This is a genomic window from Pseudoalteromonas sp. MSK9-3, assembly GCF_003590335.1.
GTDB lineage: Bacteria > Pseudomonadota > Gammaproteobacteria > Enterobacterales > Alteromonadaceae > Pseudoalteromonas.
Window position 1 is genome coordinate 171,902 of the sequence record NZ_MIET01000042.1, and the last position, 24,937, is coordinate 196,838.

The 24,937-nt window shown below is 41.4% G+C and carries 25 protein-coding genes; 17 read left to right on the plus strand and 8 right to left on the minus strand.

The features are described from left to right. Positions 1-23: 23 nt before the first annotated feature. On the minus strand, positions 24-1,220 hold the full coding sequence (locus BGP78_RS18510; protein WP_119862773.1) for a cellulase family glycosylhydrolase: 1,197 nt from the start codon (positions 1,218-1,220) through the stop codon (positions 24-26). A gap of 624 nt (positions 1,221-1,844) precedes the next feature. On the opposite strand from BGP78_RS18510, the gene BGP78_RS18515 reads away from it, so the two are divergent. The 3 genes from BGP78_RS18515 to BGP78_RS18525 all read left to right on the plus strand — a co-directional run bounded on the left by BGP78_RS18515 (position 1,845) and on the right by BGP78_RS18525 (position 5,416). Beyond that, positions 1,845-4,181, plus strand: a complete 2,337-nt coding sequence (locus BGP78_RS18515) for a TonB-dependent receptor (protein WP_119862774.1) — start codon at positions 1,845-1,847, stop codon at positions 4,179-4,181. 159 nt (positions 4,182-4,340) lie between these two features. After that, positions 4,341-4,691: a VOC family protein gene (locus BGP78_RS18520; RefSeq protein WP_119862775.1), complete on the plus strand. Its 351-nt coding sequence runs from the start codon at positions 4,341-4,343 to the stop codon at positions 4,689-4,691. A 53-nt stretch (positions 4,692-4,744) separates the two neighbouring features. After that, positions 4,745-5,416, plus strand: a complete 672-nt coding sequence (locus BGP78_RS18525; RefSeq protein WP_119862776.1) for an alpha/beta hydrolase — start codon at positions 4,745-4,747, stop codon at positions 5,414-5,416. A 34-nt stretch (positions 5,417-5,450) separates the two neighbouring features. Here BGP78_RS18525 and BGP78_RS18530 read toward each other — a convergent pair whose 3' ends face one another. Next, a complete protein-coding gene (locus BGP78_RS18530) occupies positions 5,451-6,179 on the minus strand; it encodes an MBL fold metallo-hydrolase (RefSeq protein ID WP_119862777.1) in 729 nt (242 codons plus the stop codon). Next, positions 6,176-6,793 carry a chemotaxis protein gene (locus tag BGP78_RS18535; RefSeq protein ID WP_119862778.1) on the minus strand — a complete coding sequence of 206 codons (618 nt, stop codon included), beginning with the start codon at positions 6,791-6,793 and terminating at the stop codon, positions 6,176-6,178. Before BGP78_RS18535 ends, BGP78_RS18530 begins: the two co-directional genes overlap by 4 nt. A gap of 212 nt (positions 6,794-7,005) precedes the next feature. Between BGP78_RS18535 and BGP78_RS18540 the strand changes: the two genes are divergently transcribed. After that, positions 7,006-9,930, plus strand: coding sequence for an EAL domain-containing protein (locus BGP78_RS18540; protein WP_119862779.1), 2,925 nt, complete (start codon positions 7,006-7,008; stop codon positions 9,928-9,930). Between the two features lie 61 nt (positions 9,931-9,991). On the opposite strand, the gene BGP78_RS18545 is transcribed toward BGP78_RS18540, so the two are convergent. Then, complete coding sequence (locus tag BGP78_RS18545) at positions 9,992-10,375, minus strand: VOC family protein (RefSeq protein ID WP_119862780.1); 384 nt, start codon at positions 10,373-10,375, stop codon at positions 9,992-9,994. 226 nt (positions 10,376-10,601) lie between these two features. On the opposite strand from BGP78_RS18545, the gene yeiP reads away from it, so the two are divergent. The 3 genes from yeiP to BGP78_RS22715 all read left to right on the plus strand — a co-directional run bounded on the left by yeiP (position 10,602) and on the right by BGP78_RS22715 (position 12,301). Beyond that, positions 10,602-11,174 carry an elongation factor P-like protein YeiP gene (yeiP, locus tag BGP78_RS18550; RefSeq protein WP_119862781.1) on the plus strand — a complete coding sequence of 191 codons (573 nt, stop codon included), beginning with the start codon at positions 10,602-10,604 and terminating at the stop codon, positions 11,172-11,174. Positions 11,175-11,306: 132 nt separating this feature from the next. Beyond that, the gene (locus tag BGP78_RS18555; RefSeq protein ID WP_182912329.1) at positions 11,307-12,032 is read left to right on the plus strand and encodes a thioesterase II family protein; all 726 of its coding nucleotides are present in this window, start codon (positions 11,307-11,309) and stop codon (positions 12,030-12,032) included. Between the two features lie 95 nt (positions 12,033-12,127). After that, complete coding sequence (locus BGP78_RS22715) at positions 12,128-12,301, plus strand: hypothetical protein (protein WP_182912330.1); 174 nt, start codon at positions 12,128-12,130, stop codon at positions 12,299-12,301. A 107-nt stretch (positions 12,302-12,408) separates the two neighbouring features. On the opposite strand, the gene BGP78_RS18560 is transcribed toward BGP78_RS22715, so the two are convergent. From BGP78_RS18560 to BGP78_RS18570, 3 genes are read right to left on the minus strand one after another with little or no spacing between them, the layout of a single operon-like run. Continuing rightward, positions 12,409-13,203, minus strand: coding sequence for a heme ABC transporter ATP-binding protein (locus BGP78_RS18560; RefSeq protein ID WP_119862783.1), 795 nt, complete (start codon positions 13,201-13,203; stop codon positions 12,409-12,411). A 1-nt stretch (position 13,204) separates the two neighbouring features. Further along, complete coding sequence (locus tag BGP78_RS18565; RefSeq protein ID WP_119862784.1) at positions 13,205-14,260, minus strand: iron ABC transporter permease; 1,056 nt, start codon at positions 14,258-14,260, stop codon at positions 13,205-13,207. Continuing rightward, on the minus strand, positions 14,260-15,183 hold the full coding sequence (locus tag BGP78_RS18570; protein WP_119862785.1) for a hemin ABC transporter substrate-binding protein: 924 nt from the start codon (positions 15,181-15,183) through the stop codon (positions 14,260-14,262). The genes BGP78_RS18565 and BGP78_RS18570 overlap by 1 nt, the downstream gene beginning before the upstream one ends. 124 nt (positions 15,184-15,307) lie before the next feature. Here BGP78_RS18570 and BGP78_RS18575 point away from each other — a divergent pair, with 124 nt between their 5' ends. The 8 genes from BGP78_RS18575 to BGP78_RS18610 all read left to right on the plus strand — a co-directional run bounded on the left by BGP78_RS18575 (position 15,308) and on the right by BGP78_RS18610 (position 22,301). Further along, positions 15,308-16,006 (plus strand): energy transducer TonB, encoded by a 699-nt coding sequence (locus BGP78_RS18575; RefSeq protein WP_182912331.1) that lies wholly within the window; start codon positions 15,308-15,310, stop codon positions 16,004-16,006. Positions 16,007-16,029: 23 nt separating this feature from the next. Further along, positions 16,030-16,536 (plus strand): MotA/TolQ/ExbB proton channel family protein, encoded by a 507-nt coding sequence (locus BGP78_RS18580; protein ID WP_119862787.1) that lies wholly within the window; start codon positions 16,030-16,032, stop codon positions 16,534-16,536. Then, positions 16,529-16,942 carry a biopolymer transporter ExbD gene (locus tag BGP78_RS18585; RefSeq protein ID WP_119862788.1) on the plus strand — a complete coding sequence of 138 codons (414 nt, stop codon included), beginning with the start codon at positions 16,529-16,531 and terminating at the stop codon, positions 16,940-16,942. Before BGP78_RS18580 ends, BGP78_RS18585 begins: the two co-directional genes overlap by 8 nt. Positions 16,943-17,101: 159 nt before the next feature. Beyond that, positions 17,102-19,210: a TonB-dependent receptor domain-containing protein gene (locus BGP78_RS18590; RefSeq protein WP_119862789.1), complete on the plus strand. Its 2,109-nt coding sequence runs from the start codon at positions 17,102-17,104 to the stop codon at positions 19,208-19,210. A 9-nt stretch (positions 19,211-19,219) separates the two neighbouring features. Next, the gene (locus BGP78_RS18595; protein WP_119862790.1) at positions 19,220-20,287 is read left to right on the plus strand and encodes a hemin-degrading factor; all 1,068 of its coding nucleotides are present in this window, start codon (positions 19,220-19,222) and stop codon (positions 20,285-20,287) included. 477 nt (positions 20,288-20,764) lie between these two features. Next, positions 20,765-20,974: a cold-shock protein gene (locus BGP78_RS18600; RefSeq protein ID WP_119862803.1), complete on the plus strand. Its 210-nt coding sequence runs from the start codon at positions 20,765-20,767 to the stop codon at positions 20,972-20,974. A gap of 317 nt (positions 20,975-21,291) precedes the next feature. Beyond that, positions 21,292-21,849: a VOC family protein gene (locus BGP78_RS18605; RefSeq protein ID WP_119862791.1), complete on the plus strand. Its 558-nt coding sequence runs from the start codon at positions 21,292-21,294 to the stop codon at positions 21,847-21,849. Continuing rightward, entirely contained in the window at positions 21,807-22,301 is a 495-nt protein-coding gene (locus tag BGP78_RS18610; RefSeq protein ID WP_119862792.1) for a hypothetical protein, read from the plus strand. Before BGP78_RS18605 ends, BGP78_RS18610 begins: the two co-directional genes overlap by 43 nt. Before the next feature lie 59 nt (positions 22,302-22,360). Here the strand turns inward: BGP78_RS18610 and BGP78_RS18615 are convergent, their stop codons facing one another. Next, positions 22,361-23,080: an ABC transporter substrate-binding protein gene (locus tag BGP78_RS18615; RefSeq protein ID WP_119862793.1), complete on the minus strand. Its 720-nt coding sequence runs from the start codon at positions 23,078-23,080 to the stop codon at positions 22,361-22,363. A 212-nt stretch (positions 23,081-23,292) separates the two neighbouring features. On the opposite strand from BGP78_RS18615, the gene BGP78_RS18620 reads away from it, so the two are divergent. Continuing rightward, positions 23,293-23,952 (plus strand): GntR family transcriptional regulator, encoded by a 660-nt coding sequence (locus BGP78_RS18620; protein ID WP_119862794.1) that lies wholly within the window; start codon positions 23,293-23,295, stop codon positions 23,950-23,952. Between the two features lie 22 nt (positions 23,953-23,974). Continuing rightward, a complete protein-coding gene (prpB, locus tag BGP78_RS18625) occupies positions 23,975-24,868 on the plus strand; it encodes a methylisocitrate lyase (protein ID WP_119862795.1) in 894 nt (297 codons plus the stop codon). Positions 24,869-24,937: the final 69 nt, after the last annotated feature.

A 24,937-nucleotide genomic window follows, 5' to 3' on the forward strand; every position in this document is an offset into this window, starting at 1 on the left:
GATCGCCCATATTGGCAGTATGGTTATCGACCTAATAGTATTTGTTGTTTGATCCAACTACCGGCTTCTTTGAGCTGGCTATCAGAAAAGTTACTGGTGCGACAGGTACCTTGCTGCCAAACAGCACCACTGCGCATGTCGTCTGAATAGTTCCAGTTAGTCCAGCTAATTTGTTTTTGTTTCATTAAATCAATATAGGCTTGTGTACTGATAAAGTCATTATCGCCATCGCCAGTGTATTTCTGAGAGCCCCATTCAGTGACAAAGACGGGCAGTGCATCTGAGGCGCTATCTAGCCTTGTGCGATAAAATTCTAAATGTGATGCTGCGTAAAAATGAAACGTGTACATAATATTGTCAAAGGGGATTGGATTATCTATTACCTCTTGGAGCGTTCCGCCATCTGACGCACCAAACGTAGCCCATCCATGCGTACCAACTAGTACAATTGCGTCGTTTTTAATGGCGCGGATCACCGGAATGATCTCTGATGCATAGTCACGAATACTCAGCCAAGCGACGTTATTTGGCTCATTAGCGATATCGTAAAGTACATTATCACGGTGTTTATTATGAGTAACGATGTCGGTAAAGAATTGCTTAGCCAATTCAGTATTATGGTTCGGATCACCCGGTGATAATTGATGCCAGTCTACTAACGCGTACATGCCTCTGTCACTTGCCATCGCGATAAGTGTATTTACATCTTTAGTAAAACCAACTGGGTTTGTTTCGTAGCCACCTTCTTGTACGTAGAGACTGATCCTTAAAATATCAGCTTGCCAATCATACGCTAATACATCCAGCGATTGCTCGGTTAAACATGTGTTAAGTCCATACCATTGTAAGCCATGGCTGCTCATTCCACGTAGTTGAATGGGTTGATTGTTTTTGTTGCATAGTTTGGTGCCACATACAGCCAGCTTCCCATGCTTATCGTATGCTCCTTTCTTGGGGGTTGTGGGATCTGAGCAGGTGCCTTGATATTGCCAAGATTGGTTCGAGCCGGGTATGGCTTTGGTCCACCAATTGGCTTTATAGAGCTTATTTTGGTAGTGCATCAAGTCCCCAGTGTTGGCATGATCAAATTGCCCCGACCAGTTTTTTGCTGTCCAATTTGGGTATTCGTTGACTGTACTACAATCTGCTGAGTAAGCCGCTTTGCTACTGATGAGACATGCGAGTGCACATGCTCCGATAGTGAGTTTTATTAAATTCATAGTATGACCTTTTTACATGTTGTGAGTTATTACTGTATTTACTGGTTAAATAATAGCCAGGTAGACTTTGGTCTATGTGTGTTTATAAACATAAGCCCTATTGAGAATGCGTTGCTATATATGAGATGGGTAAGGTAATCGATTGTGCGTTGCAGGTATAAAAAGCAAGCATGTGTCGGCGTGGCTTCCTTTAGCCTCATGCTAATTTTTAGGGGCTATGCTATTACAGGTAGTTTTACTTATGCTGAAAAATCATGCAAAAAAAAAGGGCCATCAAAGTATGACCCAACAATATATAACAAAATGTATAATACTAGACAGACTAGTCGTTAGGGGGACGCTAGCTCCTTGCATCACGAATAGTGTCGTCTTTTAATATGACAAGAGTGTGGCAGTGGTTCGTACTTACTCAATTTGTTTATACGCTTGATTGAGTATTAGCACACGGTTGCTTGGCACTTCATTTTATATCCTATGATAACTTTCGCCGTTCATGTGGCACTGTCTTATTAGTTTCAATTTTTATTAATTGAACGTTCAAATAACTTGTTCCTATTTGTCATGTAACTTTTCCATACTACTTCGCGTTCTACTATTAACCCTTAATCTAGAAGTTGGGAAACCATGAAAAATACTCTCTCGCTCAATCTTATTACCGCTGCACTTTTGGCAAGCTTTACAACCAGTGTTTCAGCTAACAACACACAATCAGATGAGGACACAATGGAAGAAGTGGCTGTTGTTGCGCAAAGTGTGTCGTTTGCAAACAATGCTACCAGCCAAGAAATGTCGAAACAACAAGCTGCCATGACTAGTGCCTTGGCCATTATCGATAATTTACCTGGGGTGTTAGTGAATGAAGGCGACACTTTCGGTTCAGATGATTGGTCTACGACGGTATCTATTCGTGGTTTTCAATTGAGTTTAGATGAACAGCAAATCGGTATTACGATTGATGGTATTGCTAATGGTAACTCAAACTATGGCGGAGGGGCTAAAGCCAATCGCTATATAGATACTGAGAACTTAGGGACAGTGCAGGTGTCGCAGGGTACAGCAGATATTGCGTCTCGTTCTAATGAAGCACTGGGCGGCACACTTAATTTTACGACCTTAGAGCCGACAGAGCAAGCGGGGCTCTCTTTGTCGATGACTAACGGTGACTTTGATGCAAAGAAATACTTTGCTCGTTACCAAACAGGGGAAGTGCTCGATAATACCTATGCATGGGTGAGTGTTTCAAGTTCGAGCAACTCCGATTGGGTACAACAAGTTGGAAATAGTGAGCGAGATCATTTAGCCGCAAAACTAATGCATGTTAATGGACCACTCACGGTTAAGGCGTATGCGTCCTATGACGATGTAACAGAAGCCAACTATCAGCGTATTAGTACAGAACAATTTGCCATTGACCCTACTTGGGATAGGTTAACAGACCAAATCACAGGCACGCCGTATGTCGATCAGGTGTTTCGTAATGGCTGGCAAACACATCGCGAAAACACTTTTGGGTATGTACAAGCGACTTATAAAGCACGCAACTGGGAGCTATCAGGGAATGTGTATTACCATCACAATGAAGGGCGCGGTGATTGGATCCCACCTTATTTAGAAGATATTTCTGCTGACGGGTTTAATCAACCTCATAGCGAAATTACGACAAATACCTCGTATACAGGTGGTAGTTCAAATGGCCGTATTTACTTTGTAGACAAAGAAGGTCGCCAACTGACTGCAATGGAGGGTTGTGCCTCAAGCATTACTTTCCCTTATGGCGGTGCGGGTGCTGAGTATGACCCCAAATGTTACGCTTCAGGTGCCATTCCGGTTGGTTCTTATCGCCATACACATTATGGCAAAGACCGTTTGGGCTTTAATGCCGACTTTACTTATTATGGCAAGATAGCTGATATGGATAATACCGTTCGTGCCGGTATTTGGTATGAAGATTATCAACGTGAAGAATGGCGTGATTGGCACAAAAGAATCGATGCCAGAGTCAGTGTGAATTTTGATAATACGCCTTATTGGGTGCAATATAATCGAGAGTTTAATGTTGATACGACGATGCTGTATATTGAAAATGAGCTGGATTTTTCGATTGCGAGAGTACGAGTGGGCGCGAAAAAGTTCTTAGTTGATTTAGAAGGTATTAACCAGTTCGATAGCAGCAAGAACACGTCGCTTACCTCCGATTCAGATACTTTGTTATCAGCCGGTATTGTGGCGCCGACAGCGATAGATGGCTTAGAGGTCTTTGCTGGGTACGCTGAAAACTTCGCGGCAATTAAAGATACCGTGTTAGAAAGAGATTCGTCAGCATTAGATGAAATTGAACCTGAAACGGCTGAGAATATTGATTTAGGACTACGTTATGTATCTGATAAATTGAATGCCAGTGTGACTTTTTATGATGTGACGTTTGACAATCGTCTTAACTTCATCGCGCCCGATTCACCGGACGGGATCAACTATTCTATTGGTAACAATGGCGCGTATGAAAATGTTGGCGGTATTGAATCTAATGGTATTGAGTTGTCAGCGACTTGGTATATTTCCAATGAATGGGGTATGTATACATCTTATACTCACAATGATTCAACATATACTGGCGGGTTAAGTACGTTCCCGCAAGGTAATACGGTATTTGGCTCAGCAGAAGACTTGGCGGTGGTATCGTTTGATTGGCAGAAGGGGAATTATTTTGCAGGCCTTTCGACCAAATGGGTCGGCGACCGTTGGATGGACGCAGCTAACACAAAACAGATTGATGCGTATGTTGTGTCAGATTTTTATGCCGGCGTTGCTGTTGAAGCGCCTATTTCGGGTATAAAAGCGATGGAGCTTCGTTTCACCATAAATAACATTACTGATAAAAGCTATTTAGGTGGCGTTGCGAACCAATCAGCGTGGATCGGTGCACCACGAACTGCAGCAATTAACTTTAAAGCTGAATTCTAAATGTAGTAAGCAATACATTTTAGCTTGATCAAAAGGCACTGTTTCAGTGCCTTTTTTTATTTAAGTGACCCTTATGTTTCGTAGCAATATAGGTAAAGCGTTGCTAAATTTTTCACGGAACTTTATGCTGACGAGAGTACATACTAAAGAGCGTAAGCTATGAGCCATCACCATATTAATTATATTGAGTTAGCAGCTCGAGATTTGGTTGCAACGGAAGCATTTTTTACTCAGGTGTTTAATTGGCAGTTTACACATTATGGGCCAGATTACAGTGCTTTTTCAGACTCAGGTCTAGCTGGCGGGTTTTACAAAGCAGACTTACATGCGCAAGCCAGTAAAGGCAGTGCATTAGTGGTTATTTACAGTACTCACTTGGAAAAAACTCAAGCCGCTGTTGAGCAAGCCGGTGGCAAAATCAGCACGGCGATTTTTGACTTTCCAGGTGGACGGCGATTTCATTTTATAGAACCCAGTGGTAACGAACTGGCCGTGTGGTCGCAGCAATAGCTTTCATATATACTTGGTATTAAGTAACCTATTTAGGAACATTTAACAACGATATGATAAGACTTATTACCAGCGCAGTATTGGCGTTATTTATTTCTGGTCATAGTATTGCGGGGCAAGTATATGCTGATTTACCTACCAATATTGACCGCAATGCCAAGTATGTCTTTTACTCTCATGGTTATATTGTGGAGGGGGATAATCCCAAACCTGTTGATACTCGTTTTGGTTGGGGCATGTATGATTTTCCTGCAATTAAGCAAGCGTTAGCTGATAGCCACTATCACTTAATTGCTCAGCATAGAGCAAAAGATACCGATCCCTTTGAGTATGCTTATACTTTAAATACGCAGGTTCGCACTTTAGTTGAGCAGGGGGTTAAGCCGACTAATATTACGATAATGGGTTTTTCTCGAGGGGCGTTTATTACGGGCCTCACCTCTGACAAGCTTTCTGATTTAGGCGTTAATACCATTATTTTGGCGGGGTGCGGACGGTTAGTTTGGAAAAAGCATACTGATGTAAAGGTGTATGGGCACGTTTTGTCTGTCTATGAAAAAACAGACAAATCGGGCAGCTGTGAAAAGCTTGCTAAGAAGAGCACTGAAACTCAGTCATTCCGTGAAATCGCCATTCATACTGGATTGAGCCATGGCGCTTTTTATCGGCCTTTGGCGGCTTGGGTTGACCCAGTTAAAGCGTGGATCAACGCAGCAAAAGAATGACGTCTTACAACAGACTTAATTCGTGGGTATTTGTTTAAGCAATGCCCACATCAAGCTTGGCAAACCACTCTAAAAACTCAGCAACCATTTCGCCTTTGAAAATACGACCATGCTGTGGTGCCATCATGTCGATGTCAAGCTCTCTGACACGGGCAACCCAGTTGTTTTTTGCCCTATTTGATGGCATCCAACGACGGTGAAAATACTCCATATATTGAATGTGCTCAGCAAAATTGTCGACAAATAAAGGCACATCACCATGCTCTAATGATGCGCCAATATCTCCGCTCATGAGTATTTTTGCACTGGGATCATACACGTTAAAATTACCTGATGAATGCAAGTAGTGAGCAGGAATGAATTTGAGGATTGCATGGCCGAGTTTAATTTCACCTCCTTCATCTTTTATGGGCATATATTGAATGTTTTCCATCCCAAAATGTCTGATGAAGCCTTCCCATAACCAAGGTGCGTAGAGCTTTGCATTGGGGACCGTTTTATCCCATAAGCCTAAAGACGAGATAATGTCAGGGTCTTGATGTGATGCAAATAGCGTCGTGATATTGTCAATTTGAACATGATGTAAAATACCAGCCAACATGGGAGAAAATAACTCAATCCCACCGGGATCGAGAATAATCGCTTCTTCGGCGCTCTTAATGAGATATTGGTTGGTGTCTATTATTTTCTCTGGTTTGGCAGGGTCTCTGCCCAGTACTATCCATTGATGAGATTCACTGTTAAATAATTCCGTCGCTTTCAACGTAAGGCTCCTCGCAATTCATAGATTTCTTGTAGATTTTCATTGACTGCAGTTTTAATTTTTCGGGCCGAATTGGTTATAAAGTCTGAAACAGACTCTAAGCTGTGGCTAAACTCCCCCGCATTTGATGCTTCTACTCGACTGGTCACTGCAATGTACTCCGCACTGCGCATTTGTTTTTGAATGTCTTCAAAATAACTTTCAAGGGAAAAGATTGCCTGCTCCAGTGCGCGTGTTTTTTGCTTTAAGTCACAGAGACTCTGTTGTTGCAACGTTACAATGCACTTATGTTGTTTAATTGAGTTTGCTTTATTTAATTGGTGTTGTAAGTCGGTGCACCTTACAACGGCCAACGCGAGCGAAAAAAGTTGATTTGATAGTTTTGATATTTCAGATGTTGTTTTGATAGTTTGCGTTGAAAACTCATCTATAAAGTTAGTAATGGGTTTAAAACCAAAAGCAGCGTCTCCGGCCCTTAATGCAACCACTCTGGCATTTTTAGCAGTCAAAGATAGATTCTTTGCTTGGCTTAATATCGTGTCTAAATTGGTAATAATATTGGCTACTCGAACAAAGTTATTGATTGCCATTGTGGCTTGGTGAGAGCTAATCATGGTCAGGCTCGTTTATTGCAGTTTTTACAGCATAGATAACTTTTATTTTATTTGCGTAATTTATTGGCACAAAGCTTAGGTAAAAGTGGCTTTATCTTGTTGGAAACTTGATTAATTTTACCCTGTCGCCAATAGTTTTAAAGATGGATTTAAGATTTTCTAGCTTGGTGTGTTTTTAGCCTCACCCTTAGACCACATAAAGGTCATATTGAATGAAACGCCACTTTTTTTGGGCATTAGGTTATGTAGCCATTGCCATACTATTTATCTCTTACTTACCGAGCCAACGTATTTGGACGGTATTGTGGGGCGCTGATCTGTGGTTAATCATGGGTCTAATGACCTTGAATTATTCTTGCTGGTGGAAAACCCTCATATTGACGCTGGCTTTGAGTCTGGGGGCGTTCATTTTATGGGATATGTTGAATTTAGAAGCGCTGTTGATCCTCGTGTTAAATGTGCTTGAGGCCTACCTTATTGCATTTTTCTTTAAGCAGCACTTTAACTTTGAGCGCACGTTATCGCAGCCAAGTTATTTGGTAAAGTGTTTATTGTTATTCGTTTTCTTCCCCTCTTTATTACTGGGCTTACTCGGTGCGCAATGGGTGTCTGTGGTATCTTCGTTAAGTTTTACTACCTTGCTGCTGGGATGGTTTGAAGGCTCATTGATCACATTACTCACGGGCTTACCTGTGGTACTACTGTGTACTCAAGGTGGAAAGTTAAACGTTCTGAAAACATATCATTATGATGATCTGTTATGGGCAGGGGGGGTTGGGTTACTCACTGTGTGCTCAGCGTTGTTTTCTTGGTTTGCTTTTGCCGTACTCACGGTTGTTTCTTTGGCGTTATGTGCTGTTTTTCGCGGTTTTAAGTCTTTAAGTGTGGCTGGTTTTATTCTAGCCGTAGGCGTTGCTTTTTTACTCAGTATAGACACAGGGCAAGAACAAAATGATGTGCAAACAACACTGTCTATACTTTTTGTTGTTATAGCTGGGTATTGTAACGCGCTCATTATTTGTATGTATGAGCTGATAAATAAGCGTTCGCTGGTTGAAATCCAGGCAGTTGATAATAATTACAAGCATACCTTTGAGTTAAGTCCTATTATGCTCGTTACTCTGAATGATCATGGGCGTATCTTACACATCAGCGATGGGTTTACAAAATGCCTCGGATATCGACGAGAGCACCTACTAAATAAGCCCATCACTAATTATATGACTGAGCATTCTGCCAGTTTAATCCATCATATGGGGTTATCTGGTGGGGCAAAGTTTACCATTGAAGAAATGGTGCTTTTGAGCAAAAGTAACAAGAAAATAACCTGCTTATTGCAAGCCGATGTGTTTAATGCCAATGAGTCGGGTGCACACACTTTGTGTTTTTTTCAAGATATTTCAGAAAGGCAACAACTGGCACAAGAGCTATCGAAAGAAAAAGAGTTATTAGAAGTGACTTTGAGCTCAATTGGGGACGGCGTAATTTGTACGGATGTAAATAGCCATGTTACCTATATGAATCCCGTGGCGGAAGCTATTTTAGCGAAGTTAACCAATGAGGTGGCTGGTTTACCGTTTCAGGAAGTCATGCCTTTATTTAATGAGGATACACTCCAGCCTATTGAGAATCTCACTGATTACTGTATGGGAAACCACCAAACGCTGGGTTTGCCAGAGCTCACATGCGTTAAAAATCATTTAGGCCTTACATTTGCAATTCAAGACTCTATTTCTCCGATATATGGTAAAGATGGGCAAATAATGGGATCTGTGATGGTGTTTCAAGATGTGACTGAGTCTAGAATGATGTCTCGTAAAATGAACCATTTAGCCCATCACGATGCTTTAACAGGGTTGCCAAATCGTTTATTGCTGCAAGATAGGTTAATTCAAGCATGTAAACGAGCGCGTCGTTGCAAACATCAGTTTGCCTTGGTATTTATTGACCTTGATAAATTTAAAAAGATAAACGATTCATTAGGCCATGATTATGGTGATCTGTTATTGAAACAAGTAGCTGAACGATTAGCAGGATGTGTGCGAGCCTGCGATACGGTGTCGCGGATGGGCGGTGATGAATTCGTCTTATTACTCGATGCCATAGAAGATAAACGGCATGTGCGAAAAGTCATTAAAAAGGTACTTATAAGTACCACGGGTGAGTATGAGCTTAAAGGCATTCAATTGGATGTGTCGTTAAGTGCGGGTATTGCGATATACCCAGATGATGGTGACAATGCTGAAACATTGATGAAACATGCCGATACGGCCATGTACCGGGCAAAAAAAGTGGCAAAAACCGATTTTCAATTTTATAGCGCACGGTTAGATCACGAGGCTGAATTACGGGTTGAGATAGAGAGTGCTATTAATAAAGGCATTGAAAATGAAGAGTTCCTGCCTTATTACCAGCCTATTGTTAACGCCTTGAGCTTTGAATTGGAAAAAGTAGAAATGTTAGCAAGGTGGCAGCAAAGTGACCAATTGGTAATGCCTGCACAGTTTATTTCGATTGCTGAAGATGCCAATAGCATCACTAAACTCAGTCAGCAGTTATTGCACCAAGCGTTACCACAGTTTGCCAAGTGGTTATTAGTAAAACCCAGTTTAATAATGAGTATTAATATATCGGTGTTGCAATTAAGTGAGGCCAACTTCACCAAACAGTTTGTTGAGTTGGTCGGCGAATTTGGTGTGCCTACAAAAAATATTGAAATAGAAGTGACCGAATCGTCGTTGGTATCAAATATTGAATCAATGCAGAAAACATTGTTACAGCTGCAAGAAATGGGCTTTGCAATTGCTATTGATGACTTTGGCACTGGTTTTTCAAGCTTAAATTATTTGAAGCATTTAGCATTTGATACGATCAAAGTCGATCAGTCTTTTGTCAGTGACATTAGCGGGGGTAAAAACAATGGGGATCTGGCTATTGTGATTGTTAATATGGCACAAAGTCTTCACGTTAATTGTGTTGCAGAGGGCGTTGAAAATGCCATGCAAGCTAAGGTACTTGCGGCATGTGGCTGTCAGCAGCTGCAAGGTTATTTTTTCTCTCAAGCACTGAGTGCACAAGCAACGACCGAGCTGATTGAACAAGGAAAAACAATTAACACGATTGCACGTATTAAATAGCGTTTTTATTTTCTAACGCATATAAATACGCTATTTTTAAGTCATAAAGCTTGGCTCGCGTTTAACACTGTTGAACATCATCGTTATTTTGCGCAACACGCCACAATACGCCACTCGGATCATATAAACAGAACTCACGCATCCCCCAAGGTTGTGTGATTATTTCGGTAAGTTTACACCTAAAACTATGCTCCAGCTCTAATGCCAATAAGTGCTGGTACCAAGCATTGAGATCAGAGACGTGCAAATGCATCATGTAGTTTTCACAATGTTTGGGTTCATAAAAGTCTTGTAATAAAAAAGAATAAGATTGATAACGAAAGGCGGCAATACCTGAGTGCTCAGAGACTAATTCAAACCCTAATGCTTGATAGAATTTTATAGATGACGAAAAACATTTTGCTGGTACAAATGGTTGTATAGCAATCACATTTAAATTATTCATAAGATATAAGCCTATATCATGGTGTATTTAGTATAAAGACGCGTGGAGCTGTTAAAAATTCAAATGTTTAAGCACTACGGGGTTTAATGTGTCGTTCTGAATTTAAGTTTAGTTCGGAGTAGTTTAAACTGCGGTTTCATTTTAAAGTCGACGTTTCTAGTTAAGATACTTGGCTAGCGCATCACTTCGTGATAGTTTTTCGCAAAAATAAATAAAGAGATATGTCATGCCAAAGGCCAGTGAAATAAAAAAACATGCAGCGGTTGAATACAATAATCGTGTGATGATTGTTAGAGATATTGAACGTTCAGTACCGCAAGGACGTTCAGGTGGTAGTTTATACCGTATGCGTATGTACGATGTGGTAAATGGTGGCAAAGTTGACGAGACATTCAAAGCCGATGAAATGTTAACGCTTGCAGATCTTATTCGTCGCCCGGTTGTGTTTTCGTACATTGATGGTGATGAATATGTATTTATGGATGAGGAAGATTACACACCGTATAACCTAAACAAATCGTCAATTGAAGAGCAGGTGTTATTTGTAAGTGAAGACACCAAAGGCTTACTTGCCGTAATCGTAGAGGGTAGCCCAGTTTCAATTGATTTACCGTCAAGTGTTGAGCTTGTCATAGAGGATACAGCCCCTTCAATCAAAGGCGCATCAGCAAGCGCACGCACAAAACCTGCCACTTTGTCTACAGGTCTGACAGTACAAGTACCAGAGCACATTTCTACTGGAGATAGAATCAAAATAAACACCGATGAGAAAAAGTTCATGGGTCGTGCTGATAATTAATCGTTAGCGAACTAAACGCGAGCAGCATAGTCATGCTGTTTGCATGTTCTAGAAAATTCATTACTGGCCTTTATAAATAGTTATGTAACTTTTTTACTTAAGGCCAGTATAAGATTTAGAAGGAGTTGTGGTGTGAGTAAATGGTTGAGTGTAAATAATGAAAACGCTACAAAAACACTGATCTGTTTTCCTTATGCAGGCGGCGGGATAAATATTTATTCAGGTTGGAAAAAACTACTCCCTGATGATGTTCGACTGGTCATGGTAGAACCACCAGGAAGAGGTCGTCACTTTGGTGAACCTGCCATTGATGATATGAACAAATTGGTGAGCGAGTTACAACAACATTTAGATCCTTTCATGCAAGGTGAATATGTTTTATATGGACATAGTTTAGGCAGTCGAGTCGCTTTTGAAGTGTTACGCCAAGCATTAGAGCGAGGGTTGCCCTGTGCCAAACATTTCTTTGCATCAGGCAGTGCCAGTCCGGCTTACTGTGGCTTGAGAAAATCAATTTATGATCTACCATCTGCTGAATTTCGTGTTGCATTGGGGGAGTTAAACGGTACGCCCAAAGAAATATTAGCGCATGATGAACTCATGGATTTATTTGAACCCATGCTTAGAGCCGACTTTAAGTTGGCAGATACGTATAAGTATGAGCGGCCGCTGACGTTCCCATGCAATGTGAGCGTGTTTGCAGGTAAAGACGATACAATTTTGGAAGAACATGCGCGCCATTGGTTAAGCTTTTTTGAGTCGGGTGAGTTTACTTGGTTTGAGGGCGGGCATTTCTTTATTAACGACTGTACTACCGAGATTGTTGACAAAGTAAGCACAAGATTAGCGCTGATATAGGCGTATGCATTAGGGTTTTTATCGAACTTTTTTATTGACTAGTGGCTGTCATTTGCTAACGTTGATTTGACTAAAAAATAAACGAAAGGACAGTCATGAAACTTAAGTTAGCAGTCAAAAAGAAACAGTTAAAAGCGTTGTCTGATAATAATTCTATCGCGTTAAAGCAAACTATACATGTCGCGGGCGGAAAAATGGATCCCCCTTCTTTTGCGTGTGATACCGGTTATTTAGTATGTGGTGGTGATTCCATAATCAAACTTAATTAGCCCGAGAATACAGTGTGGACGTTAATATATTTATATTAAAAAGCAGCATTTTATAATGCTGCTTTTTGTTGTTATAAGCGCTACGGTTAATTGTTGTGCGGGCTGAATTATTGTATCGCAGTATGCGCAATATTAAGGCTCGGTAAGTGTTCTGCTTGTTGCGATAGCTGCGCATCTATCTGATATGTTTTTTGTAGTTGCGCACGGTTAAGTATGTCTGCTGGTTTACCCATTGCGACGACTTTGCCCTGTTCGAGCATGGTAATTGCATCGGCAAAGCTTGCTGCTAGTGCCAAATCATGTACCACTGCAATAACAGCTGCGCCTTGATTTGCAATGTCGCGTGCTAACTTCATAACTTGGTATTGATGGTATAAATCAAGGCTAGCAGTGGGTTCATCTATAAGTAAATAGCAAGGTTTCTTTTGTGCCAGTGCTGGTAATAATTGACATAGCACTCGGGCAAACTGAACGCGCTGTTTTTCTCCTCCAGACAATAATGTAAATGATTTATTGGCCAGCTCTGTCACGTTTAACGTATCAAGTGCTTGCTTTGAGTATGACAGTAATTGCTCATAAGGCACGTGTTCACTATGAACAAAGTGCGACATATCGACAATCTCTTGTACTGTAAAAGGAAAGTCACAGTCATAGTTTTGCGTAAGTACTGCGCGACATTGGGCAAGTTCTGTCGGCTGGTAGTCATTCATGCATTTGCTCTGGTAGGTAATGTTACCCGAATGCAGTGGTACATCGGCACACAGTGCTTTTAGCAATGTTGACTTACCAGCACCATTTGGCCCAATCACCACATGTAATTGCCCGCATTCAACTGTGAGCTCCGCGTCATTAAGCAATGTATTACTGCCAACTTTCACACAAATGTTTTTTGCTTGTAACATTTTAAAAGCCTCGTGATTGATATGTTTTAAGTAACATAACTAAAAAGAACGGCCCGCCGATTGCGCTGGTGATCAACCCGATGGGCAGTTCTGAGGGGAGAATTAATGTGCGGGCAAGGATGTCTGCAAGGCTTAACAAAATCGCGCCGCCGAGTATCGATGCTGGCATTAGGTAGCGATGATCTGGGCCCATTAATAAACGCATGATATGCGGTACAATAAATCCAACGAAGCCAATCATACCGGTAAGTGAAACTGATGCCCCAATACACAGTGCGGTATAAATGAAAGCTTGCTTTTTTAAAGCGGTGACGTTAACGCCTAGATGCTTGGCTTGCTGTTCACCTAGCAAATAAATATTCAGAGGCTTCGCCATTTTGAAAAAGAAAATGCAACATACACTGATGATCACAAGCGAAGGGGTGATCATTTTAAAGCTATTTCCCGCGAGAGAACCCATTCCCCAAAACGTTAAATCACGTAACTCGGCATCACTACTAATAAGCGTTAATATACCGATAAATGCACTTACGATGGCATTAATAGCAATGCCAGCAAGCAATAAACTAATAATTGTAAATTGGTTTCCTTGGCTTGACAGTTTATAAATCAGAGCGCAAATGACTAAGCAGCCTAAAAAAGCACCCATTGGCACAGCGTAAATACCATAAGTTTCGCTGAAGGTACTGAGTAAGCTATTACCCAGTACAATGGTGGCGATTGCCCCCAATGCTGCGCCGCTGGTTATACCGATTAACCCGGGGTCCGCGAGTGGATTTCGAAATATGGCTTGCATTGCAGCCCCACTTGCCGCGAGTCCTGCACCGACAGCCATGGTAAGCAGCAACCGCGGTAAGCGAATTTCCCAGATGACAGCATGCTGTAGTGAATTAGCCTCTCCATAGCTCAAAATATCGACCAATTGACTTAAGTTGATATCTACACCGCCAATTGCTAAGGAAATTAACCCGATCATGAAACACACTACAAGCAGACCGGTAACTAGCATGCGCTTAGCAGATCCAACAGGGATAAATGACTGGCTAAGAGCAAGCATTATAACGCCTTTTTATCTGATGTTTGTGCCGCCCGCAAACGATAGTGATTAGGGTAGGAAACACCTGAGTGAATGGCTTTAGCAAGTTCGGTGACAGCTTGCGGAGTTCTTGGGCTCATACCAAGTAAGTAGGAACCATTGAAGGTGAGCACCTTGTTATTTTTAACTGCGTTAGAGTATTTAAAATGCGGTATCTTCGCGACATCAAGGCTTTGACTTTTACCGTGACGACCCATAGTAATAATAACGTCTGGGTTAATTGCTATTGCAGCCTCGGTTGAAAGGGGTTTCCACCCTGAAAAATGGGCGCTTGCAACATTATGACCACCTGCGGCTTTAATAACATCGTGTGCCGATGTGTCACTGCCAGCAACCAAAGGTTGACCTGCTTTTAAGCTTAATACAAACAATACATTTGGCTTTGTTGTTGCCTGAGATAAAATGTGCGCCAATGCTTTGCGATCGGTTTGGATATAGGCGTTTAAATCTCGTCCTTTTTGCTCGACATTAAGTAACTTAGCAACTTTAGAAATCTTCTTCTCAATGGCAAAAAAGTGATCATTTTCTGAAAATATATGTGTACTCAGGCCAATATTCTTGAGTTGCTGTATTACTTTATCAGGACCTGAATCCGCTTCTCCTAACAATAAGTCTGGGTTTAAAGACAATACGCCTTCTACATTAATATTACGTACATAGCCAACTTGGGCTTTTTCAGTGGCTTGTACCGGAAATACACTGGTGCTATCAACCCCAACGATCCGGCTTTGCTCGCCTAAGGCGTAAATGATTTCAGTGATTGACCCACCTGATACAACAATTCGCTCATAATTTGATTCCGCGTTAGCCGATGGGTTGAGTAAAAATACACATAGTAAAGATATAGATAAAACAAAATGACTAGACCAAGGTTTAACTTTCATAACAATTCCAAAGTTGCTATTATAATAATGAGAATAATAACAGTTATCATTATCACTAATCAATATGAAGATTTTAACCTGTACAAGTATTTCAATTTTGGCCCACAGTTTATTTTGGCTTGCTATGGAGCCAGAAATACCACACTTTAATGGTGGCAATGTTGCTGATGTTGTTGCTTTAAAAGTTAAAATACAGCAAGTTGCGATGAAACAAAGAGAAAGCACTCTGGTGCAGAATGTGCGACTTACAGCGCCTAACGAGACGTTATTTGATGGGAAAAAGCAGCAGTTAATTACAGTAAAAAAATCAAAAAAAGCTGAAGTATTAACTGATAAACACGTTGTTCAGCAAACAAAGGCTCTGCCTTTGCCTCAAAAAACACAAGATCCGATACCGCAGAAAAATGATAAGCCTATAGAACCTGACTTGTCAGACCCTGAACAACCACATGTCGCAGCTCTTGCGTCAGATACATCAGAAGCTGTGTCATCGAGTGCCCCCGTAGTCACTGAGCAACATAGCATGAGTGATGAGCTGGTTCACGTCAGCGCTCCCCCCTTATTCAAAGCACCTCGACCATTACTAAAATATCCATTGCGGGCTAAGCGCCGAGGCCAGCAAGGTGTCACAGTTGTCTCAATTGAGCTCAATAAACAAGGTGTCATAGTCGCTGTCGATATTGTGAAAAGCAGTGGTTTTGCTGCGTTGGATAAAGCGGCATTAAATAATGTAAAACAATGGCAGTTCTATGCTGTTGAGCAACATGGGCATGCGATTAACGCGAAGTTTACCGTGCCTGTTGAGTTTAGCCTTACAAGTTAATCACCTCTATTTGGAAAGTAATTATGAATGAAGTAATCACGCAACTGGGAATGATGAAATGGCCTTTTCTGTGCTTATCATCTTTAGCACTGGCATTGATTTTGGAAAGGGTTTGGGTGCTATCTGAGGGATTTATTAAGCTAAAAAACAGCAAAGTGTTGCTTGCTCAAATGCCTTTGGACCCCGAACCATTGCAGCTTTTTATCCAACGCTGCGTGGTGCAGTGGCGAAAACGACTCGCCTTGATCAGTTTAATTGGTATGTTAAGCCCTTTATTGGGGCTATTTGGTACGGTATGGGGGTTAGTGGTGATGTTTAGGGAAATAGCCCACTCTCAACAAGCGGTTACACCGGCTTTATTAGCTGATGGATTATGGGGGGCAATGTATTCTACGGTCGTGGGATTAGCGATTGCGATCCCTTGTATTTTTTCCCATGGTTTATGCCAAGCGCTGGCGGGGTATATGCAAACAGAGTTGACACTATTTGCAAATGAGCGCGTCTCAAATATGCAGGTACAACATGCTTGAACTGCCGCATAATACGAATGACTCGCTATTACCTGATCTGACCGCCTTACTTGATGTTCTATTTATTGTATTGGTATTTTTGTTATTAAGTGTGGCAGTACAAGTGAATGTGTTGGAAGTATCGTTACCCGATTCAGGCGAGCAAGGGGAGGTGGTTTCAGAGCAATCCCCTCAAGTATTGAGCCTTACGTATGATGGTACGACAGTGAGTTATGCGCTAGACGAGCAACCTTTTAGTACCCGTGAAACCTTAATGCAGGCTGTGTCACACATAGCAAAAGAAAAGCCGCTATTTATCGCCATTGATAAACAAGCCCCCAGTGAAGAACTGGTCAGGTTACTGGCAGATCTGAGCCAACAAAATCGCCAAATCGCAAATATATTGATTGAACACAAACAAAAATAGTTATCATTTGTGTTTGGTTTGTTGTATTATGCGCCACAAGTTAAAACCGCACATTTCAGTATGGAGTTAACACCATTATTTTTGGTGAAGGAACTGAGTTAAATGGGGCACTGAAAGTACGGTTTGTTTTTGCTATTAAATAATAATCTGGAGTACCCCATGCGTTTATCTAAAATTAGTTTGTGTCTTGCCACATTGTCTCTTCCTTTGCTTGCACAGGCTAATCCACAAAGCGCTGATAATAAATCAGTGATGGCGACCTCATTAGATGCGGTAACAGTGACAGCGACGCGAACAAAGAAAACGGTATTGCAATCGGCACAGGCTGTAAATGTGGTTTCAAGCGAACAAATTGAAAAACAGTTGGAAAGTAACCTTTTTAATGTGCTTGATATGATCCCCAATGTGAGTGCCAATGGCGGTCCACGAAGTGGTGGCCAAAAGTTTAATATTCGTGGTTTTAGCGATGCCGAGGACGTATTAGTCACTGTTGATGGTATGGTACAAACGTTTGAAAAGTATCGTATGGGGAGCTTGTTTACCGATCCTGAACTATACAGAACCGTGAGTATTAAACGAGGAACTAGTACGGTATTACATGGTGGTGGCGCATTAGGTGGGGTGGTGCAGTTAGAGCTTAAAGACGCGGCTGATTTTTTACGTGACGGCGAAACGGCAGGCGCAAAGGTTAAACTCGGTTTCGACAGCAATAATGACCAAAAAAATGGCTCTGTATTTGCCTTTGCTCGACCAATCGAAGAGCTAGATTTACTGGCCGCTGTCGTAAAGCGTGATAGCGACGACTTTGAACTATCAAATGGAGAAATGCTAGATAACTCAGGGATTGAAAATAGTTCGTTATTGCTAAAAGCTGAGTATTTTTTAACGGATGATTCTTTATTAGGTGCGACATTTAACACCACGCAAGATGACCAAAGAACGGAGTTTAACACCACTGATCCTGGCGCATGGGGAACGGTGTACCGTGAAGTTGAGCAAACAGTTGCCAATTTAAGTTATGAATTAACGCCATCGGATAATCAATATATTGATTTGACGCTTAAGCTCGGTTTTACCAGTAGTCAGGTCACAGAAACTGATGGCATAGGTATGCTTAAAGATTTTATCGGGATTAAATCTAACTATGAGTACAACATCACCACATTTGATGCGATGAATACCTCAAAGCTTGGTGAGCATACAGTCACGTATGGTGTGCAATACACAGATAAAGAAAGAGTCGGTGAAAAAACAGCTTTGCCGTGTGAACGAGTCAATTATGAAACATATGCGTGCGAGCAATATGGCACGGTGGCTGTCACTGGAGAAATGACCTCTCAACCTGGCGGTGATCAAGCGCGCACGGGTCTGTATATTCAAGATGAATTTAAGCTGCAAGATTTAACAATTGTTGCTGGTGTGCGTTATGAGCACTATGAAACGACTCCAACGGCTGAGTTTGCCTCACAGTTTAGTGCGTTAAATACGAAAGTAACGCACAGTGATTGGGCGCCTTCAATCAGTCTGAACTATCAAATTTCTCCTGAGTTTGCAGTCTTTGCCAATAGGCAGTCTGGATTTAGAGCACCGTTACTAGATGAACTTTATGACCAGTATGGTGGTCGTCAACCAGCCCTTGATTTAGAAATAGAGTATAGCGATAACAGTGAGTTAGGGTTTGTCTATACGGTTGATAATGTGCTCAGTGACACGGATTCATTAAATGTTCGTATGATGTATTTTGATATTAATGTGGATGATGAAATTACCTCATTGACCAGCGAAAGGCAAAATCCAATGCCTAACGCACGCTATGCAAACCGTGCCAGCAATGACCGTGATGGGTTTGAATTGGAACTGGAATACGCAAATCAATATATGTATTCAAACCTCACGTACAGCACGATTGATGGAGAAGATAATACAGGCAAAGAACTGTGGTATTTACCTGCTGATAAGTTAAGCCTTGATGCTGGTATGGCTTTGTTAGATAACACCGTGATGGTTGGCGCAAAGGTTGTACATACCTCAGACAGAGAAGTTGAAAGTTATAACCGTCGCACGCGCGAATATAGCGTGCAAGACCATCAGAGCCATACAATATGGGATATTTATGCAAGCTGGGACATAACAACAGACGTTAACCTGCGTTTGGCTATTGATAATGTGTTCGATAAAGAATACACCGTTGTCGCTGGCACTGGTGGCGGAATTGGTGATTATGGTGTTGGCCGTAACGTAAAGACTCAAGTTAGCTGGCGTTTCTAAGGAACTTTTATGACTCAACTATTGAAAGAATATGAACTACTTATCAACGCACAGCCGACGATGCGTGCCGTTGATGCTGCGCGTGCCTTAAAGGTGAGTGAAGCGGAACTGTTACATGCTCAAATTGGTCAAGGTGTCACTCGACTAGATGATGCACAGATCCCCACTATTTTGAAAGGCTTGAAGCGTCTTGGCTACATTATGGCATTGACGCGAAATGGTGCTGTAGTCAATGAAATTAAAGGCGTTTACGATAAGTTATATATTTCAGAGCATCAAGACAGAGTGATGGGCATTGCAATTAATCCCGGTGGAATTGATATGCGCTTGTTCTTACATAATTGGCGCAGTGTTTTTATTGTAGAAAGCGAGAAACATTCAAGCATCCAGTTTTTTGATGCTTATGGGCAAGCGGTTCACAAAGTCTTCACCACGAGTGATACTGATTTAAACGCATTTTTAAATTTACGCGAACGCTTTAAATTAACAGAAGGATTAGAGTTTACTGTTCAACATGATGCGCGTGAAACCGAAGCGGATAGGCAGCAGTGGCATAGTCCAAGCGAGCAACAAGTTGTTGCGTTTACACAGGCTTGGTCTGATTTGAATGATGTACATCATTTCCCTAATTTACTCAAAGAGTTTAAATTAGCACGAATACAAGCTCTTGAATTAGCTGGGGAACCTTGGAGTGCAGAAATAAGCGCTACTGCATTAGAGTCTGTATTAACACAGTCACGAGATAAGAAAATTGAAATTATGGCATTTGTGGGCAATGCAGGTGCGGTACAAATCTACTCGGGGCCGGTACTTAATCTTAAACAAGTTGGTCCTTGGTTTAATGTACTTGATGACGCATTTAATTTGCATGTTAATACGCAAGATGTGAGTCGAGCATTTGTGGTGCGAAAACCAACCGATAACGGCGATACCATTGTGTCATCTATCGAATTCTTCGATGATAAAAATAATACCGTGTTGACGTTGTTTGGCCGTCGCGTGGAAGGCAAAACACAAAGCACAGAGTGGCAAGCGCTATGTGATAAGTTGATCTCTAGCGACCGAGAAATTGCGTAAGCTTTAGCGCAAAGCGTTATATAAAGTAGATGACTGTTTTTAAAAACCAGTGATAACTCACTGGTTTTTTTCTGTGAGCTTCGTCGTGGATATACCGGTGATGGATGCAAAAGTTGGGGCTAATTAATACCTTGTAAAGCGCTAAAAACAATGATACTAGAGAGAGCATGTTAGTAAGAGCTGCGTTCTATTAATGAACGATTTTGTGCTTTTCTTGATGTTTTTTGTTTGTTTTTAGTTGTTTTTTCGTTAAATGTCATGGAAAGTTCATCTATCTTATGCGTTAAAATTATTGACTTAAAGGTGCATATCTATAGTATTGGATATAGACAAAAAATATGTCAGTGTTTATAAAATTCCATTACGTTGTTGTATAAGTCTAACTTGTCGTTCCGTCCTGAAGTTTTTAAGTACCGTCTAGTTTTTGCTCTATGCGCCCATATGGGCATAGTTATAATTTTTTCAGGATTTAAAGATATGTCTAATACAGTAACTGGCACAGTTAAGTGGTTCAACGAGTCTAAAGGTTTTGGTTTCATTGCACAGGAAAATGGCCCAGACGTTTTTGCTCATTTCAGCGCTATTAAAGGTGACGGATTCCGTACTCTAGCTGAAGGCCAACGTGTTGAGTTCACTTTAGCAAACGGCCAGAAAGGCCCACAAGCAGAGAATATCACTTTGCTATAAGCTCTAAAGCTTAGACAAAAAGCAAGCCGAGGCTTGCTTTTTTTGTGCCTGGTATTTATACGGTAGGTTGTAGTCACGCTCGATTGTTAGCAGTTAATGAATAGAAGGCTGCTACTTATCTAACCTCAGGTTTGGATAAGGGTTTTGGAATAGAAAGTGTTTTGAGATAAACCGAGTTCACATTGTGCTAGGCAATTCATGGCGGTGACAACTTTTATTACAAATTAACCATTAAATATTTTCATTATATGGGTACAATTAGAGCTGCGAGAGCTGCGATGCTTTGCTGTAAAATTACTCTAAAATGAGCTGTAAATATGGAAATAAATAAAAATAAAGAACTACCGAATATGTTGCTGAGTCATGTTGAATTGTATGTCAAAGATTTAAAAGAAATGACCGCGTTCTATACCGAAAAACTCGGGTTTGTGATCACAGATAGTGGTTCGGGAGACAATGGTATGGTTTTTTTGTCTCGTAGCCCAAATGAACACCATCAAATTGTTTTGAGCCCCTACCCATCTCGCAGCGCGACAGACAGCCCTGTTGATCACATTTCTTTTCGAGTTGACTCATTAGCACATCTAAAACGCTTTATTGAGTCGCTGTTGTGCAGCGATGAGATACCCCTGCAAACTGTATCTCATGGTTCTACTTGGTCAATATACTTTCGCGACCCTGAAGGGAATCGCTTTGAAATATTTACTGATACACCTTGGTATGTTCATCAGCCTTGTAAGTTTGAAGTCGACTTTAACCTGTCAGACGAGGCGTTAATGGCATCAACGCTACAGGTAATTAGGGAGCTTCCAGGGTTTGCAATGGCAAATGATTGGCAGCAGTCACATCAGCGCCAATTAAAGTCGAACAATTAACCGGCCCTTGGCTATTGATTTGGGAGCGAATGATGTGTGTTAATCGGCGTGATGTATTGTTTAGTGTGCTGCTGTTAATGCTCGTTGGGTGTACAACAGGTCAGCTGGAATACGTGACACCAGAAGGCACAACCAAAATAGCATGTAATACTGAGTATACTTGGCAACCAAGCGTGGATAAATATGCGGTTGAATATGTACTGAGTTATTGTGCTGAAAAAGCCACTGAACAAGGATATAAGGTGAAGGATATATCTTTATTAAGTATTAATCGCACGTTACCTGCATCGCCGAGAGGGTGCATTTGGACACATGAGCTCGCTAAAGAGTTCCATGTGACAGGTGCGCTCACTGATAAACAATACGGCTATATTATTGCTGCACTTGATTTGGGCCATATTACTGGCAAATCAGAATGCCGTGAGCCATTCATTGAGTCAAACATCGATTAAATGATCTATACCCTACAATAGATAGCAGTCTTTAATAATGGATTAAGCATGGCTCATTGCTAATGAGCCATGACGTTTTTATAAGCAGCCGATTTTTTGACTTTTTCATGCCCTTTACGTAATTCTTCCACCACTTCATGAGGTGTTGCTAAGCTCGCTGCTAAATACCCATTGAGCGTTAATTCAGGAACTTCATACACAAAGCGAAAGCTGTCATCTGCCAAGCCAAAAGAGTTGGCCAGTGGTGTGAGGTAGCGTGCATCATCAAGGATGATATCGACTTTTTTGGCGATAAGCAGTTGGTACGACTTTACAATGTCGGCTGTTAAAATATAGTCAAATCCACGGGATTTCAATATGTCTTCTGATATATCGCCGCGTTGTAGAGCCAGCCGATAGGGAATGGCATGAGACAGGTGGGTGATTTTTATATCAGGTCGTTCTTTGGTTGTGACAAAGCCAAGTTTAAATAATGCAACAGGGCCTATCCAATGAAAAAGCTTCTCTCTTTCGGCCGTTCTAACCATGCTATATATAAGTATATTTGGGTGTTTTTGTGCTTGTTGATAAGCCCTTGCCCATGGATACATTAAAAATTGTGCATCTAACTGCGCGTATTTAAGAATTTGCTTCACGACCTCAGTGCTGGTTCCCGTTACTTGATTATTCTCTAGCATTTGATTAGGGGGGGATAATTCCGTTACTACACGTAATTGCGCTTTGGCGCTTTGTAATGTGCATAGTAGCAGTATTACTGCGAGGGTGAGATGTTTGGTCATTTCCTTTTCCTCGTCAGTTGTCAGTCGTACCTTAGGCTCTATAAGAAGTGTAGCAAACATCACAGGGGTCGCGAATTTACCTATATTCACCGCGTTTATAGAGGTTATTCGTTATTTTGTCGACAATATGCTTTTTGTTGTGTTGACGTTAACGTTAACTACCTCTATATTACCAGACTATAAATAGTGTGAATAAGTTTGAATATACAGCAATGGCTATGTTTGAAGAGCAAGCAATAACAGCATCTGATAAGGCTTTTTTCAAGTTGAGAAAGGAAATTGTTGATGGGGTCATTTTATCTGGCTCTAAACTGAGCGAAACTGAATTGTCGACAAGGTATGCTGTGAGTCGGGCTGTCGTCCGCGAAGCAATAAATCGACTTGAAGCGTGCCACCTTGTTGAGCGTAAGGCGAATGTGGGTGCACGAGTAGTGTCTTTAACGCCTGAAGGATTAATTGAGTTATATCAAGTACGAGAATCGCTTGAAGGGATGGCTGCCAGGCTGGCTGCACAGAATATGTCAGAGGATGAGATCGCTGATTTAAACACGCTGTTAAATAGCCAATCAGAAGAGGTCAAAACAGCGGAGTTGTATTATCAAGAAGCGGGCGATTTAGACTTTCATTACCGTATTATTCAAGGCAGTAAGAACGCCTATTTAATTTCCATGCTAGTGAATGGTTTATACCATCTGGTGCGAATGTATCGGGTTCAGTTGGGGATGGCTGGTCCGAGGGTTACGAGCGCATTTGATGAACATAAAAACATTGTTCAGGCGATCAGTCTTCGAGACTCTGAATTGGCAGAAATGCTAATGCGCCGTCACATTATGTATTCAAAAAATAATATAAAAGCAAAACTTCAATCGTAAGAATAAGCTAAGAGAGAACATCATGAACACAGGATTTAAAAGCCCAGGAAAAACGTTTAGAGACGCACTGTTGGCCAACCAGCCACTACAAATTGTCGGTACTATTAATGCCTACAGTGCGATTATGGCAAAGCAAATTGGCCATCAAGCAATTTACTTATCAGGCGGTGGTGTTGCGAATGCCTCCTATGGTTTACCTGATTTAGGTATGACATCATTAAATGATGTGATTGTTGACGTGCAACGCATCACAGCGGCGTGTGATTTACCCTTAATGGTTGATATTGACACTGGCTGGGGTGGTGCATTCAACATTGCTAAAACCATTAAAGATATGGAAAAAGCCGGCGCAGCAGCAGTCCATATGGAAGATCAAGTAGCGCAAAAGCGCTGTGGGCATCGCCCGAATAAAGAGATTGTTTCAACTGAAGAAATGGTCGATAGAATTACAGCAGCAGTAGACGCGAGAACAGACCCTGATTTCTTTATTATGGCGCGTACAGATTCGTTCGCGCAAGAAGGCTTAGAGGCGGCAATCGATAGAGCAAAAGCGTATGTTGCAGCGGGTGCAGACGGTATTTTTGCAGAAGCGGTTAAAACAGAAGCCCATTATCGTGCTTTTAGCGAAGCATTAGATGTGCCTATTTTAGCGAATATCACCGAGTTTGGACAAACCGAACTTTGGAACAAAGAAGCGCTAGGTCAATGGGGCGTGGATATGGTGCTTTACCCTCTGAGTGCTTTTAGAGCAATGAATAAAGCAGCTGAGAACGTCTATCAGGCAATTTTATCGGATGGCGATCAAAAAGCTGTCATCGACACCATGCAAACTCGTATGGATTTATATGATTATCTTGGCTATCACGTGTACGAACAAAAGCTCGATTCATTGTTCGCTGAAGGTAAAAATAAATAATCGTCAACACAATATATAAGTGCCTGTTAATACGGGCGCTTACAATAGAAAATTATACAAAATAACTAT